The sequence below is a fragment of the Ectothiorhodospiraceae bacterium BW-2 genome, from assembly GCA_008375315.1.
GTDB lineage: Bacteria > Pseudomonadota > Gammaproteobacteria > Thiohalomonadales > Thiohalomonadaceae > BW-2.
Genome location: CP032507.1, coordinates 987,461 through 1,002,442 on the forward strand (window position 1 = coordinate 987,461; position 14,982 = coordinate 1,002,442).

The following is a 14,982-nucleotide window of genomic DNA, read 5'->3' on the forward strand; positions in this document are numbered from 1 at the left end:
TCCCACGAGGCGGACTGGAGAATCAGACGGAAGCCGTTGTTGTTCCTGCGGTTGTCGTTTTGCAGGCCAGATACGGTAACCAAACAGGTCAATGCCGTCGGTGACTTTGGGGAGCGCGGGATGGGAGTGGAGTTGTAGTCGCTCCTGTTGCGCAGCAGATTCTCAATGCGCTGTGCCAGTGTATGGCGACGGGTGCGGGGAAAGTTATCCAACAGCGGTATCATCCACTCCATCAGCTGATGCCACCCATCAACGGCTTTAGGGGTTGAGCTTTGGGCCATGTAATCAACCTAAACCTGTGGATAACTCTGTCAAAAAAATCGCGCGAGCCCCGCACGCGGGGCACTCTGTAACGGCTCCATCGGCACTCATCACCTAATCCGTCCCACTGAGTTTAAAGGGTAAAAGGGTAAGGGGGACATAGGGTTAGTCCTGGAGAATCAGACGGAAGCCGTAGTCGTACACGCGGTTGCCGGTGTAGTTCCAGTTGCGGTCGGCCGAACGGAGGCTGTTCGGTTTGAAGTTCCAGGAACCACCGCGCAGAACGCGCAGGCCACACTCACCGCTCTCCCAAGCACTGCCATCAGCCGGAGCGCCATGGTAGCTGTTGTTCCAACAATCCTGCACCCACTCCCAGACATTGCCGCTCATGTCATATAACCCAAAGGCGTTGGGTTTGAAACTGCCTACCGGTGCCGTGCTTTTGTCATCCCATTGGCTGCCACAGCCGTCACAGTTGGCGTTGTTGCGGCCGATGTTATCTCCCCACCAGTATTTTGTCGTCGTTCCCCCTCGCGCCGCATACTCCCATTGCGCTTCAGAGGGTAATGCGTAGCGTTTGCCTGTCTGACGATTCAGCCAAGGAATGTATTTTTGGGTAATATCGTCCCAGCTTACTTCGATAACCGGACGGTTGCCTTTACCCCAACCATTATCGCCTCCGTCTCCATCATTGTTAGGGCAGACTCCTGCGTCTATGCAGGGTTGGTACTGTGCCCAGGTGATTTCATACTTACCCATTTGAAAATTGTCAACACAGACGCGGTGCACCGGTTTTTCATCACTGTCACCACTGTTGCTGCCCATCTGATAGCAGCCACCGGGCACTGGTTCCATCTCCGGTTCGTAGCTGCGCCGCTGCTGGCTGCTGGTTGTCGTCGGGCGTGAGCTGCTTTGTGAGGGGGCGCTCGTTTGTTGTACCGACTGGGCTATCTCACTGAGCGTGACAGGGTGCACTGTCGCTCTGCCACCGTGCTCGACCCACTCAAGATGCTTTTCATAGCCGTCCGCCGTGACTTCAATCCGGTAGCGGCCATCTTTTAGTTCTATGCCATCATAGTATTTCGGGACGATGTTAAGAATGCGAACACGGGCGTTGGCTGGGGTGGTGCTGACGGTGAACGGGTGGTTTAACGGTTCGCGGTTCAGTGGCGTTAAGTCAAAAGTGTAGCTGATGTTATCTCCTAACGACAGGGTAAAGGTTTCGGTTTGGCTCTCATAACCGCTCTTTTCTACCTTAACTTCCGCCTTGCCCGCTTGTCGCACAAAGCTCTTTGGCGTCGCTCCGGCATAACCGCCATTAAGCCGTATCGTCGCCCCTGCCGGCTCGCTCTCAATGGTTAAGGTCGCCGTGGTTTGGTCTTTTTGTTGCCCTATGGTGCCGGCTCCGCCACCGGCGACTTGTATCGGCTCCTGCTCGCTCGGCGGAATAAAGAAAAAGTCCCCTAATATATTGCCTTCGATGTAGGGCGTCTGGCTGTCACCGCTCTTTTGATTGACCTCTATCGCGGTCTGTTTGAACACTTCTTCTATCGCTAGCCCCGGGGTGTTGATGGAGGCAACTAAGTTTTGGGTAAATAGGCCGTTATCTTCTGCCCCATCTGAGGCTACATTACCCGGCTGGGTGGCGTAGAGAATGAGGGAGCCTTTCGGGGCCGCCATTTTGGCTAAGCCCTGGGTCTCTACGCTACGAAAGCCGCGACTAAACGGGTTGTTGCGGCAGGCATCGAGTATCAGCATGTTCAGGCCGTTATTGGCCACTTCAAAGCTTTTGAGTATTCTGCCCGCATCTATCGATTCAAATTCAACATCCGCTTCGGTTGAGATACTCGCCCCTACCGGTATCAGGTAGTTGCGCCCATTCACCTCTAGGCCGTGGCCGGCGTAGTAGAACAGGCCAATGCTCTCTTGGTCGAGTTTGCGGGTGAATTGTTGTATCGCCTCTTTCATGGTACGACGGTTGGCGTTCAGATGGGTCGATACCTTGAAACCATACTGTTTCAGGGTCTTCTCCATCAGCCTTGCATCGTTTAGCGGGTTCTTTAGTTCGGCACTGCCGTCGTAGTTGGCGTTGCCTATTACCAGGGCGTGGCGGCTCTGGGCTGTGGCTGCGGTGACCAAAAACAGTAGTAGCAAAGTGAGTAGTAAACGGATAGTCATTAGTGGTTCTCCCTAGATAGTATCAGTCGGTATTAGGCAACATCATCTAATATGCGTTCGATTTGTAGCGGATAGTGGCCTTGTTTAGCCGCTTCAAAGATGGTCATCTCCCCTATTCCTTCGGCAGTATAACCGATATGGATATGCCAGTTCAGCGATTCGTCCCGAACTATCGGCGCTTTGCTAAATTCGATATAGAGGGTGTCTTCTGCTTCATAGTAGGCAATTTTCATCATTACTCTCTCAGTTGCCAGTGAATCATGACGGTTTTGACGATAATCGCTTCTGCCGTGGCTACGGCAGCACAGATTAAATTATCGGCGCGCCGGGTAAAGTGGTGATGTATCCAGCCATGGGTACCGTGGTCAGGCCGATATTCACCTTGTTCAATGAGTTCTTTCATTTCGCTCAGTCGGATATTGCGCTTGCTCATCGCTTCTATGGCATGGTCAGTCAGCCAGACTGTTTTGTGGTAGCGGGGACTGTAAAACGAATCACTCATGGCTGTAGTCGAGTAATCTCTACCCGCCGGTTCTGTTGCCGACCGGCAGGGCTGGTGTTCGGTGCCAGCGGTTGGCTCTCCCCCCGTCCTGAGCTCTGCAGCCGGGTGGCTTCAATATGGCGTTGTTCGCTCAGGTAGCGCTCTACCGATGCGGCGCGGCGTTCGCTGAGTTGCTGGTTGTAGCTCTCTCTCCCCCTTGAGTCGGTGTGGCCAATAATCTCTATCCGGCTCTGGCGTAGTTTCGGGTGGTTCAGCGCGGCGGCGAGTTCGTCTAGTAGTTTGATTGAGCCCGGTCGCAGGGTGGCGGCGTTGGTGTCAAATTCAATCCGCAGGTTAACCCGTCCCGAGGGCTCTTCTGTAGCAGGCATCGATTGGTTTTGTACCGGCTGTAATCCCCGCTCCTCTGCTCCGGGGCGAATAAAAGAGCGAGTTAACGGGGCGGCTCCACCACTTAGCGCCCGAACCATGTCGTCACGGTTGTCAGCAAACGGGGCGGCGTGCAGGGCTTGATTCAGGATGAGCAGGATGAGGGCGGTAACGAGGGAGGGCATGGCTGCAGGGCTATCGGGCATAGCTGGTGTGGCTGAGTGTGGTTTCGGCGCTGGCGGTGTCGCTTTTAACTTCGACTTTGAGCGATTCGGAGGGTGCTCCTAAGGCGTTACGCCGGGCATCGCTGGTGGTCGGGCCATAGCCTTCAGCGGTCAGGGTCGCTGACCATGCCGGTGGGAGTATGAGTAACAGTAGCAGAGGCAGTAGTCGATAGTTCATGCTCGTAAGCCTATGGTGGTTAAAGGGGGGGTAAGGCATACTACCGAAACGGGTCGCTGGGCTCAAGTCAAATAGCTGGGCGATTCGGTCAGCACTCACTCAACCACACCAGCCGACTAAAGCCGAGTAGCACCACTGCATGGCGTTGTAGTTGCCACGCTTTTTGGGATTGGTCGTGCTGTAGTTGTTGCCAGTAAACTTCTCCCTGCTGCTTCGCGCCTTCGAGCGCGGCTTTGACCAGCGGTAACTCGGCTAACTCCTCGCGGCTCATCGTTTGCAGCTCGCGGTCGCTCAGTTTGAGCTGTTTGAGCGGGATGAATTTGAGTTCAAACAGGTGGTCGAGGAGCGGGCTCTGGCGGCGGTCGGGGCGGACTTCGAACAGAATGTCGATATATTGCTTGCCGGTTGCCGCTTCCGATTGGGTGTTGTAGAAGAAGGTGTTGTGTAGCAGGGTCATGAAAATTAGTTTCGGGCTTAACTCATTGGCCCAGCGCAGGTCGCGATTGGCGAGGCTTTGGAGCATATTCTGTTCGATAAAGGCTGCTAGCGGTGCCATTTCGCCACTTAGGTAGAACGCTTCCGCCACCGCTTCGCGGGTGTTGACTAACTCATAGCTGGGGAGTAGCTCCTGCTGCAGCCGCTCTAAGTAGAGCTGGCGTATCACTTGGTTGGGGATTTTTAGGTAGGTCTTACCCAAAGCGTCGTTTCCGTCAACGGTTAATACGCCAAACCAGTAGAGCAGCGACAGCAGGTAGCCCTCATCCGGTACTTCGCGCGCTAACAGCTTTTCGATGCCAAAGCCGGTCTGGAGCCACATTGTCACTGCGCGGTCGCTGGCGGTGAGTTGTTCAATCACTTCGCTGCCGTGCGGCAGGCTGGCGATGTAGGCGATGCGGTTTTTGTCCATCGCTAGGTTATCATCCAGCATCTGTTTGGGGTATTCGCAGCTGTGTTGCCACTGTTTCCAGAAGTAGAGGCAGAGGGTCGGGTTGTAGAGTCGGGTGTCACTCGCTTCGCTAAAGCAGTAGCCGTTGTAGTAGTGGCGCATCACTTCCATCGCTTCCATCGCCGCTCCCGGCGGTAGCTGGCACAGCTGCGCAATCTGCCGGTTCATCGCCACCACTTCATCGCGCTCAAAGCCGCACAGTCGATTAAATTCGGCAAAATGGCTGATGTTCTCCACCACATTGTAGCCGCTGGTGATGTCGCTCATCACTAAGGGGGAGACGCCGGTGAGAAAGACCCGTTCTAGTCCGCGACCGCCCGCCAGCGATTTCACCATCTTAAAGACGGTTTTGATAATGCCTTCACCCGTGGTGAGTGCATCGTAGCGTGCTTTGCCTTGGGCGCGGCTGGTGAGCACTTCGTTGGCGAAGTTGTCGTACTCATCAACCAATAGGTAGAGCGGGTGGCCGAGCGTTTTCACAGCGGCCAGCAGATTTTCGAGACTCCCTAGCGCATCGTCAAGGTTAAGCACCACCTCTTGGTTCAGGTATTCGGCGTAGCGACTATTAAAGAAGTTAATCGAGCTATTGATATGACGATGCACACTGCGTGCTATCGTCATCACATCACCACTAGCATCAATGGCGGAGAAGTCCCAGTTAAGAATCAGGTAACGGTTGCGGTTCGGGGTTGGATTCTGGCCGATAGTCAAAGCGCCGAATAGGGTCTCAAACTGCTCTGTCCGGCCGAGGTCGTAGTAGTTCTCCAGCATCGATAGCAGGCAGCTCTTACCAAAACGGCGCGGGCGCAGGAACAGTAGCTGTCGCCCTGCCTCTTCGATGGCTGGAATGAGGTCGGTGCGGTCGGCGTAGTAGTACCCTTCACTAATCAGGGCGTTAAAGTCGCTTAAGCCATAGGGGAGTTTAATCGGTATAGGTTGCTGCTGTTTCATTGGTTGTTATCCGGGTTTTAGCTGGAAGAGAAAAAGGGGACGCAGGGCGTTCGCCGAAGCTACCAATCGCCGGCTCTATCAGGCTCATCACTGCATGGTGTACCACCCGGTCTCTGAACGGCGCGGCGGCGATTTGACGCGGCTTGCGCTCATAGAGGGTAAAGAGGCGGTAGCGATCTGGGCGGTAGGTGTGGTGCTGTAGTTCTTGTTGCAGTTTAACTAGCTCCTGCTCCAAATTAAGACTAAACCACAGCATCGCCCTTTTATGGCGCTTGCCCCGCCGAGCCAGACGATAGGCGTGATAGAGGTGTTCCAAAGTCATGAGTTGTGGCCAGAGTTGGCTAAGGCGTTTACGCACGGCTATGGCGCAGCCAGCCCCCTATCTGTTGCCCTAACTGCTCTGTGCCGTAACTGTAGCGTTTGATGCCAATGTAAAGACGCTGTGCGCCGGTACTTCCTCTCCCGCACTGCCGGCGGTGATAAAGCGTCTTACCGGTTCGGCCATCAGTTTGCTAATCAGTGGCGGTGGTTCATCCGCCCCTTTGGTCGCTAAAATGGTGCCGGAAAAACAGCTATCAAACAGAAACAGTACATGGTTGGTGGTGATGTTGCGGTTCCACGCCAAGATGTCGTTAAAGTTAAGTGCTTTGCGCCGAAACCCTGCTTCATCACGGGAGGGGAGCGGTGCATCGGTCGGGACTAAAAAGCCTTGCCGCCCGTTATCAAGGCTGTAACCGTGACCAGAGTAATAGACCAGCAGACGGTTATTACGGGCGTAGCCATACTGTTCCAGAAACTGTTTTATCTCCGCTTCTAGTTCGCGGCTGTCAGGGTTATCGAGACGGTGAATTTGGTAGCTCTGCTCTTCTAAAACCGCCACAACATCATCCAGCTCTGTGGGGATGCTGTCTAAATCGTCCCACCCCGCCGTGTAGTCACTGATACCAATAATGAGCGCGTGGCTCTGTTGGTATTGCAGCAGCGGTTTGCCATCGGGTAGGGCGATGTCCACCGGCAGGCTGCCCCGGTTCTGCGCTTGTAGCCACGGCGATAGTAGTAGAGATAGTAACAGGGGCAGTAGTCGATAGTTCATGCTCGTAAGCCTATGGTGGTTAAAGGAGGGGGGTAAGGCATCCTACCGAAACGGGTCGCTGGGCTCAAGTCAAATAGCTGGGCGATTCGGTCAGCACTCACTCAACCACACCAGCCGACTAAAGCCGAGTAGCACCACTGCATGGCGTTGTAGTTGCCACGCTTTTTGGGGTTGGTCGTGCTGGAGTTGTTGCCAGTAGGCTTCTCCCTGCTGCTTCGCGCCTTCGAGCGCGGCTTTGACCAGCGGTAACTCGGCTAACTCCTCCCGGCTCATCGTTTGCAGCTCGCGGTCGCTCAGTTTGAGCTGTTTGAGCGGGATGAATTTAAGCTCAAACAGGTGGTCGAGGAGCGGGCTCTGGCGGCGGTCGGGGCGGACTTCGAACAGAATGTCGATATATTGCTTGCCGGTTGCCGCTTCCGATTGGGTGTTGTAGAAGAAGGTGTTGTGTAGCAGGGTCATGAAAATTAGTTTCGGGCTTAACTCATTGGCCCAGCGCAGGTCGCGATTGGCGAGGCTTTGGAGCATATTCTGTTCGATAAAGGCTGCTAGCGGTGCCATTTCGCCACTTAGGTAGAACGCTTCCGCCACCGCTTCGCGGGTGTTGACTAACTCATAGCTGGGGAGTAGCTCCTGCTGCAGCCGCTCTAAGTAGAGCTGGCGTATCACTTGGTTGGGGATTTTTAGGTAGGTCTTACCCAAAGCGTCGTTTCCGTCAACGGTTAATACGCCAAACCAGTAGAGCAGCGACAGCAGGTAGCCCTCATCCGGTACTTCGCGCGCTAACAGCTTTTCGATGCCAAAGCCGGTCTGGAGCCACATTGTCACTGCGCGGTCGCTGGCGGTGAGTTGTTCAATCACTTCGCTGCCGTGCGGCAGGCTGGCGATGTAGGCGATGCGGTTTTTGTCCATCGCTAGGTTATCATCCAGCATCTGTTTGGGGTATTCGCAGCTGTGTTGCCACTGTTTCCAGAAGTAGAGGCAGAGGGTCGGGTTGTAGAGTCGGGTGTCACTCGCTTCGCTAAAGCAGTAGCCGTTGTAGTAGTGGCGCATCACTTCCATCGCTTCCATCGCCGCCCCCGGCGGTAGCTGGCACAGCTGCGCAATCTGCCGGTTCATCGCCACCACTTCATCGCGCTCAAAGCCGCACAGTCGATTAAATTCGGCAAAATGGCTGATGTTCTCCACCACATTGTAGCCGCTGGTGATGTCGCTCATGACCAGTGGCGAGACGCCGGTGAGAAAGACCCGTTCTAGTCCACTCCCCTCTGCGGAGGCTTTGACCACCTTAAAGACGGTTTTAATAATCCCTTCACCCCGAGTCAGGGCATCGTAGCGTGCTTTACCCTGGGCGCGGCTGGTTAAGACTTCGTTGGCAAAATTGTCGTACTCATCAACCAGCAGATAGAGTGGATGACCAGCTTCGGCGGCGACATTGAGCAGGTTTTTCAGCGATATCAGACTGTTTTTCGGATGTAGCTTTACCTTATGCGGCAGAAGCTGGCGGTAGCGGATGGAGAAGGTATCAATCTCACTGTTAATATGGTCATGCAGCCGTTCGCTGATTTGTTCCACATCGCCACTGGCATCAACCATAGAGAAGTTCCACTTTAGAATCAGGTAGCGGTTGCGGTTCGGGGTGGGATTCTGGCCGATAGTCAAAGCGCCGAACAGGGTCTCAAACTGCTCTGTCCGGCCGAGGTCGTAGTAGTTCTCCAACATCGATAGCAGGCAGCTCTTGCCAAAACGGCGCGGGCGCAGGAACAGTAGCTGTCGCCCTGCCTCTTCGATGGCTGGAATGAGGTCGGTGCGGTCGGCGTAGTAGTACCCTTCACTAATCAGGGCGTTAAAGTCGCTTAAGCCATAGGGGAGTTTAATCGGTATAGGTTGCATCTGTTTCATTGGTTGTTATCCGGGTTTTAGCTGGAAGAGAAAAAGGGGACGCAGGGCGTTCGCCGAAGCTACCGACCCTGCGACCTGTCATCCTGACGCTGCTATTGGCTGTCCCTTCCTTGCAACAGGCAGGAAGTTGATTCATGGACACCTTGATACCACGCTGACTGAAGCCGTAACCGCAGCCACTCTGGGTAAGCAGGTAATATTCCCACGAGGCGGACTGGAGAATCAGACGGAAGCCGTTGTTGTTCCTGCGGTTGCCGGTGTTGTTCCTGTTGCGGTTGGCCGAACGGAGGTTGTTCGGTTTGTTGTTCCAGGAACCACCGCGCAGAACGCGCTGGCCATCTGTTCGATCAACTCCCTCGGCTAAAGACAATACCCCCTAATAGTTTGCGGCGCAACCCCTCAGTGTCGCCGTGGCGGGCATGACCAATCCAACTTTGCACCGCCGGACGCATTTGCGTCAGCTCAAGCTGTCCGGCTGCAAATGCGCGAGCGCGTTGACGGTGCTGGCGGGCAAAACGGTGGCCGTTGTCGTTGCGCAGTTGTCGTTTTGTGGGCCAGATACGGTAACCAAACAGGTCGATGCCGTCGGTGACTTTGGAGAGTGTGGGTTGGGAGTGGAGTTGTAGTCGCTCCTGTTGCAGGGTGTCGCTGATTACTTGATACCAGTGCCAGAGCTGGTGTTTGCTATCAGCGAGCAAAACCAGATCATCCACATACCTGAGATAGGCGCGACAGTGTAGCTGCTGTTTGATAAAGTGATCGAGTCTATTGAGATAGAGATTGGCAAAAAACTGGCTGGTCAGGTTGCCTATCGGGATACCGCAATCGGAATCTGAACGGGCATCTTCAGGACTATGGTCGATGATGGTATCGAGCAGGTGCAGAGTGTGCGGCTCTTTTAGATAACGGCGCAGTCTCTGTTTGAGTGTGGGGCGATGAATTGAGGGGAAGTAGCGTTGAATATCGAGCTGTAGTACATAGGGGTAGCGTTGTGACCAGTGCTGATAGCGATCCACTGCTGCATGCACCCCTTTACCTTTGCGACAGGCGTAGCTATCGTGAATAAAGCGTCTGTCCAGTTCCGGCTCAATGATGCGCATCAGGGCGTGGTGAACCACCCGGTCTTTAAAGGGGGCGGCGGCTATTTGGCGTGGTTTGCGTTCGTAGAGGGTAAACAGGCGGTAGTTACCCGGCTGGTAGTTAAAGCTCTGTAGCTCCCACTGCAAACGGTGTAGCTGCTGCTCTAGTTGCAGGGTAAAACGGGCTACCTCCTCCCGGTTGCTTTTACCCCTTCGTGCCAGTCGGTAAGCTGCATAGAGGTTACCAAAGTCGGTTATCGCCTCCCATGTCTGACCAAGGCGCTTCATGTTTGCTGCTGTTTAAGCCAGCCACCTATTTGGCGACCCGGTTCATTAATCAGCTTAATGCCGTGCTCGTAGCGCTTTATACCGATGTATTGTAGCCGGTAACTGAGCCGCCACAGATGGCGCAGCAGCTCCAGTTTGCGATTAGCACGGATTAACAGGTCGCGCTTTTGTGGGCTGTAGGCGGCTTCAATCAGTAGCTCAAGTACCTCCAGCAGCAGATTCTCAATGCGCTGTGCCAGTGTATGGCGACGGGTGCGGGGAAAGTTATCCAACAGCGGTATCATCCACTCCATCAGCTGATGCCACCCATCAACGGCTTTAGGGGTTGAGCTTTGGGCCATGTAATCAACCTAAACCTGTGGATAACTCTGTCAAAAAAATCGCGCGAGCCCCGCACGCGGGGCACTCTGTAACGGCTCCATCGGCACTCATCACCTAATCCGTCCCACTGAGTTTAAAGGGTAAAAGGGTAAGGGGGACATAGGGTTAGTCCTGGAGAATCAGACGGAAGCCGAGGCTGGTCCCGGGGAGGCCGGTGAAGTTCCAGTTGCGGTCGGCCGAACGGAGGTTGATCGGTCCGCTGCTCCAGGAACCACCGCGCAGAACGCGCTGGCCACACTCACCGCTCTCCCAAGCACTGCCATCAGCCGGAGCGCCATGGTAGCTGTTGTTCCAACAATCCTGCACCCACTCCCAGACATTGCCGCTCATGTCATATAACCCAAAGGCGTTGGGTTGAAACGAGCCAACAGGTAGTGTTATCTTGCGATAGGTGCCGGTCTTAGCGCCGCAATCTTTATAGTCATAATTACCATTATAGTTTGCTTGCTTTGTAGTGATACAATTTCCTGTCCAGAACGGAGTGGTGGTGCCGCCTCGAGCCGCATACTCCCACTCAGCCTCACTCGGTAAACGGTAACGCTTGCTCGTCTTTTGGTTCAGTTTTTTGATGTATTGCTGAATATCATCCCAACTGACCTGTTCTACCGGGCAGTTGCTGCCGCAGTTACTAAAACGGCTCGGATTGCCCCCCATCACTGCCTGCCATTGGCTTTGGGTGATTTCGTATTTGCCTATCTTAAAACTATTAACACAGACGCGGTGTACCGGTTTTTCGTCACTATCACCACTGTTGCTGCCCATCTGATAGCAGCCACCGGGCACTGGTTCCATCTCCGGTTCGTAGCTGCGGCGCTGCTGGCTGCTGGTTGTCGTCGGGCGTGAGCTGCTTTGTGAGGGGGCGCTCGTTTGTTGTACCGACTGGGCTATCTCACTGAGCGTGACATGATGCGTCGTCGCTCTACCACCATGCTCGACCCACTCAAGATGCTTTTCATAGCCGTCCGCCGTGACTTCAATCCGGTAGCGGCCATCTTTTAGTTCTATGCCATCATAGTATTTCGGGACGATGTTAAGAATGCGAACACGGGCATCGACCGGGGTGGTGCTGACCGTGAACGGGTGATTCGCCGGCTCGCGGGTGAGTGAGTCCAAAATAAAGTTGACCACTCTCGGCTGATTGCTCGCGCTTAAAAATATCGTCTCGCTTTCGCTTTGATAACCCGCTTTTTCTGCACTTAGCTCGTAGCTCTTATTAGCCGGCAAACCGGGAATCGTCTGTGGCGCTGCGCCGACTTTGGCACCATTAAGACGAATAATCGCACCACCGGGGGTGCTGTCTATCGCTAGTATCCCCGTTAGCGCTGTCGGTTGCGGGGCGGGAATAATTTGGCTGCTGCCACCGGCGACTAAAATAATATCCCCGCGCGAAAGGTGGTAGTCTTTAATCGTCCCCGACTGCGGCGTCTGGTCGCTGTGGTTACCAACGGTCTGTTTCAGGTGTAGCCCCAGCTCTTCGCCAGTAATGTAACCATCGCGGTTTAAGTCCCCTTTGCGGTAGCGTATCGCATCGACAAACGCTGGCGTAAAGACGCTGTGCGCCGGTACTTCCTCTCCCGCACTGCCGGCGGTGATAAAGCGTCTTACCGGTTCGGCCATCAGTTTGCTAATCAGTGGCGGTGGCTCATCCGCCCCTTTGGCCGCTAAAATGGTGCCGGAAAAACAGCTATCAAACAGAAACAGTACATGGTTGGTGGTGATGTTGCGGTTCCACGCCAAGATGTCGTTAAAGTTAAGTGCTTTGCGCCGAAACCCTGCTTCATCACGGGAGGGGAGCGGTGCATCGGTCGGGACTAAAAAGCCTTGCCGCCCGTTATCAAGGCTGTAACCGTGACCAGAGTAATAGACCAGCAGACGGTTATTACGGGCGTAGCCATACTGTTCCAGAAACTGTTTTATCTCCGCTTCTAGTTCGCGGCTGTCAGGGTTATCGAGACGGTGAATTTGGTAGCTCTGCTCTTCTAAAACCGCCACAACATCATCCAGCTCTGTGGGGATGCTGTCTAAATCGTCCCACCCCGCCGTGTAGTCACTGACACCAATAATGAGCGCGTGGCTCTGTTGGTATTGCAGCAGCGGTTTGCCATCGGGTAGGGCGATGTCCACCGGCAGGCTGCCCCGGTTCTGCGCTTGTAGCCACGGCGATAGTAGTAGAGATAGTAACAGGGGCAGTAGTCGATAGTTCATGCTCGTAAGCCTATGGTGGTTAAAGGGGGGTAAGGCATACTACCGAAACGGGTCGCTGGGCTCAAGTCAAATAGTAGGGCGATTCGGTCAGCACTCACCCAACCACACCAGCCGGCTAAAGCCGAGTAGCACCACTGCATGGCGTTGTAGTTGCCACGCTTTTTGGGGTTGGTCGTGCTGGAGTTGTTGCCAGTAGGCTTCTCCCTGCTGCTTCGCACCTTCGAGCGCGGCTTTGACCAGCGGTAACTCGGCTAACTCCTCCCGGCTCATCGCTTGCAGCTCGCGGTCGCTCAGTTTGAGCTGTTTGAGCGGGATGAATTTAAGCTCAAACAGGTGGTCGAGGAGCGGACTCTGGCGGCGGTCGGGGCGGACTTCGTAGAGCAGCGACAGCAGGTAGCCCTTATCCGGTACTTCGCGTGCTAACAGCTTTTCGATACCGAAGCCGGTCTGGAGCCACATTGTCACTGCGCGGTCGCTGGCGGTGAGTTGTTCAATCACTTCGCTGCCGTGCGGCAGGCTGGCGATGTAGGCGATGCGGTTTTTGTCCATCGCTAAGTTGTCGTCCAGCATCTGTTTGGGGTATGCGCAGCTGTGTTGCCACTGTTTCCAGAAGTAGAGGCAGAGGGTCGGGTTGTGTAGAGCTGGGTGTCACTCGCTTCGCTAAAGCGCGAGTCTCTCCCTCCCTAAAGGCATACGATTTAACTGTGCATATCCCGAGCCGAACACGCTATAATCGTGGGATGCAGTCTGAAGAGTTAGCGTTGTGCCTTGGTGATTTGTATCCGGTTAAGCTGGATAGAGTAAACGCTGAGGCTGCGGACTATGTTATTAGCAGGGGAAAGGATAGCGGCAAAGAGTACGGAGCTATCATTTTTTCATCTGGTCGAATTGTCAGAGTTGGTGGGGCGTTTGAAAACAAATTACTGATTCCCCGCTATCCCGATGAGCCTGACGCGAGTATCACCGTTCACCATAATCACCCTTTTGGTGATAGCCTTAGTCGGGACGATTTGGCCATATTACTGTCTCGTACAGAACTAGGCCAGGTTTATGCTCATGGGCATCAAGGGGGCGTATCAGTAGCCCAAAAGAGCGGAGTTACTTTAACCGATACCGCTGCTATTATTACGGTTATGGATAACTACTCCCGCGCTCATCGACTTATTATACGCGCTATTGATGATGGTATCATTGATGAGGGGACAGCAGGAGCAGGCTTTTGGCAGGTGGTTATGGGGTTGCTGCTGGACACTGAAGGGTTGATTAACTACAGTTATAATAGTGATGGTGTGATTAAACTGGCTAAAAAGGTGATTGAAAATGGTTTCTGATCCTTGCGATATGCTTTATGAAGATCCAAAAGAGATGACGGTTAAGGCCTGGAGTGACTATGTCGCCATGCTGGCATCCGACTTAACACACAACCCGCAGTGTCAGCGTTTAGCGATACTGTTAAAGGGCTCCAGAGAAATTTTAGCTGATCTAAAACAGAGAGAGCAAAAGCGTGCTAAAGCAGCCTGAAACAGAGCGCCGGGGCGAAGTTTTGTAGGGCTGAAGGGAGAAAGGGGTACGCAGGGCGTTCGCCGAAGCTACCCACCTTGGCGCAATAGCTCCAGTTTGCGATTAGCACGGATTAACAGGTCGCGCTTTTGTGGGCTGTAGGCGGCTTCAATCAGTAGTTCAAGTACCTCCAGCAGCAGATTCTCAATGCGCTGTGCCAGCGTATGGCGACGGGTGCGGGGAAAGTTATCCAACAGCGGTATCATCCACTCCATCAGCTGATGCCACCCATCAACGGCTTTAGGGGTTGAGCTTTGGGCCATGTAATCAACCTAATCCTGTGGATAACTCTGTCAAAAAAACCGCCTCGACAAGTCCGGAACACTTGCTGAATATCTGAATGTGATGCCCCCAAGGAATCTGCGCGATGCGTTGCGCAAGCTCGGCCTCCACGCCGACCCAAGGTTCGGAGTTCAATTTGGCAACAGCCTGTTGCCAAATTGCAGGGTCACAATAGAAGCGGAAGAAAGCTCGACAGTAGCGCAGATTTTTAGCTGAAAAACCGCCCACATCGGGAAACGAGGCTTTCAGGTCTCTGCTAAAAGCATCAATAAAACCTGTACCCCACCGCGCAGTTGACTCCCGCTCGCTGATCCGCGCCCCGAGCTCGTAATACAACGTAATCAGCTCGCTGTTCGCCGACAGCGCGATTTTCATTCGCGCTGCATGAATCCGGCTTTTGACGGATGCCAACCAATCGCGATAGGCCGCCCCTTGGGTCAATTTCATGTCAGCAGGCATCAATCCTCCTTCGCATCCAGCCCGACGATCTTCTTCAAGGCCGCGCCGAGTTTGGGATAGCTGACCTTCACGCCATCATCGAGGTCGATCAGCACCTGCACTGTAGCCAGCAGATTATCGGACTGTTGAT

General features: G+C 54.2%; 18 protein-coding genes and 1 pseudogene. 2 read left to right on the plus strand and 17 right to left on the minus strand.

Annotated elements, in window-relative coordinates; genetic code table 11:
* Positions 1 to 426 precede the first annotated feature (426 nt).
* From D5085_04625 to D5085_04690, 14 genes are all read right to left on the minus strand, one after another.
* Positions 427 to 2,439, minus strand: coding sequence for a PEGA domain-containing protein (locus D5085_04625; GenBank protein ID QEP42480.1), 2,013 nt, complete (start codon positions 2,437 to 2,439; stop codon positions 427 to 429).
* Positions 2,440 to 2,471: 32 nt separating this feature from the next.
* Positions 2,472 to 2,672 carry a DUF2283 domain-containing protein gene (locus D5085_04630; protein ID QEP42481.1) on the minus strand — a complete coding sequence of 67 codons (201 nt, stop codon included), beginning with the start codon at positions 2,670 to 2,672 and terminating at the stop codon, positions 2,472 to 2,474.
* A gap of 2 nt (positions 2,673 to 2,674) precedes the next feature.
* The gene (locus D5085_04635; protein QEP42482.1) at positions 2,675 to 2,941 is read right to left on the minus strand and encodes a DUF4258 domain-containing protein; all 267 of its coding nucleotides are present in this window, start codon (positions 2,939 to 2,941) and stop codon (positions 2,675 to 2,677) included.
* Positions 2,938 to 3,513 (minus strand): OmpA family protein, encoded by a 576-nt coding sequence (locus tag D5085_04640; protein QEP42483.1) that lies wholly within the window; start codon positions 3,511 to 3,513, stop codon positions 2,938 to 2,940. Before D5085_04640 ends, D5085_04635 begins: the two co-directional genes overlap by 4 nt.
* Positions 3,503 to 3,709 (minus strand): hypothetical protein, encoded by a 207-nt coding sequence (locus D5085_04645; GenBank protein QEP42484.1) that lies wholly within the window; start codon positions 3,707 to 3,709, stop codon positions 3,503 to 3,505. The genes D5085_04640 and D5085_04645 overlap by 11 nt, the downstream gene beginning before the upstream one ends.
* Positions 3,710 to 3,797: 88 nt before the next feature.
* Positions 3,798 to 5,582: an AAA family ATPase gene (locus tag D5085_04650; protein ID QEP45054.1), complete on the minus strand. Its 1,785-nt coding sequence runs from the start codon at positions 5,580 to 5,582 to the stop codon at positions 3,798 to 3,800.
* Entirely contained in the window at positions 5,578 to 5,964 is a 387-nt protein-coding gene (locus D5085_04655) for a hypothetical protein (GenBank protein ID QEP42485.1), read from the minus strand. The genes D5085_04650 and D5085_04655 overlap by 5 nt, the downstream gene beginning before the upstream one ends.
* A 33-nt stretch (positions 5,965 to 5,997) precedes the next feature.
* Complete coding sequence (locus D5085_04660; protein ID QEP42486.1) at positions 5,998 to 6,699, minus strand: caspase family protein; 702 nt, start codon at positions 6,697 to 6,699, stop codon at positions 5,998 to 6,000.
* 90 nt (positions 6,700 to 6,789) lie between these two features.
* A complete protein-coding gene (locus D5085_04665) occupies positions 6,790 to 8,574 on the minus strand; it encodes an AAA family ATPase (GenBank protein QEP45055.1) in 1,785 nt (594 codons plus the stop codon).
* Positions 8,570 to 8,968, minus strand: a complete 399-nt coding sequence (locus D5085_04670; protein ID QEP42487.1) for a hypothetical protein — start codon at positions 8,966 to 8,968, stop codon at positions 8,570 to 8,572. The genes D5085_04665 and D5085_04670 overlap by 5 nt, the downstream gene beginning before the upstream one ends.
* Positions 8,946 to 9,965 carry an RNA-dependent DNA polymerase gene (locus D5085_04675; protein QEP42488.1) on the minus strand — a complete coding sequence of 340 codons (1,020 nt, stop codon included), beginning with the start codon at positions 9,963 to 9,965 and terminating at the stop codon, positions 8,946 to 8,948. The genes D5085_04670 and D5085_04675 overlap by 23 nt, the downstream gene beginning before the upstream one ends.
* Positions 9,962 to 10,306 carry a diversity-generating retroelement protein Avd gene (avd, locus tag D5085_04680; GenBank protein ID QEP42489.1) on the minus strand — a complete coding sequence of 115 codons (345 nt, stop codon included), beginning with the start codon at positions 10,304 to 10,306 and terminating at the stop codon, positions 9,962 to 9,964. Before avd ends, D5085_04675 begins: the two co-directional genes overlap by 4 nt.
* Positions 10,307 to 10,451: 145 nt before the next feature.
* The gene (locus D5085_04685) at positions 10,452 to 12,551 is read right to left on the minus strand and encodes a PEGA domain-containing protein (protein QEP42490.1); all 2,100 of its coding nucleotides are present in this window, start codon (positions 12,549 to 12,551) and stop codon (positions 10,452 to 10,454) included.
* A gap of 87 nt (positions 12,552 to 12,638) precedes the next feature.
* Positions 12,639 to 13,121 (minus strand): hypothetical protein, encoded by a 483-nt coding sequence (locus D5085_04690; GenBank protein ID QEP42491.1) that lies wholly within the window; start codon positions 13,119 to 13,121, stop codon positions 12,639 to 12,641.
* A gap of 206 nt (positions 13,122 to 13,327) precedes the next feature.
* On the opposite strand from D5085_04690, the gene D5085_04695 reads away from it, so the two are divergent.
* Together D5085_04695 and D5085_04700 are read left to right on the plus strand one after the other, a co-directional pair.
* On the plus strand, positions 13,328 to 13,882 hold the full coding sequence (locus D5085_04695) for a hypothetical protein (GenBank protein QEP42492.1): 555 nt from the start codon (positions 13,328 to 13,330) through the stop codon (positions 13,880 to 13,882).
* Entirely contained in the window at positions 13,872 to 14,072 is a 201-nt protein-coding gene (locus D5085_04700) for a hypothetical protein (protein QEP42493.1), read from the plus strand. The genes D5085_04695 and D5085_04700 overlap by 11 nt, the downstream gene beginning before the upstream one ends.
* A 68-nt stretch (positions 14,073 to 14,140) precedes the next feature.
* Here D5085_04700 and D5085_04705 read toward each other — a convergent pair whose 3' ends face one another.
* From D5085_04705 to D5085_04715, 3 genes and pseudogenes are all read right to left on the minus strand, one after another.
* Complete coding sequence (locus tag D5085_04705; GenBank protein QEP42494.1) at positions 14,141 to 14,374, minus strand: hypothetical protein; 234 nt, start codon at positions 14,372 to 14,374, stop codon at positions 14,141 to 14,143.
* Between the two features lie 4 nt (positions 14,375 to 14,378).
* Complete coding sequence (locus D5085_04710) at positions 14,379 to 14,852, minus strand: DUF1016 family protein (protein ID QEP42495.1); 474 nt, start codon at positions 14,850 to 14,852, stop codon at positions 14,379 to 14,381.
* Positions 14,852 to 14,962 (minus strand): annotated as a pseudogene (locus D5085_04715) (class I SAM-dependent DNA methyltransferase). Before D5085_04715 ends, D5085_04710 begins: the two are co-directional and overlap by 1 nt.
* Positions 14,963 to 14,982 lie beyond the last annotated feature (20 nt).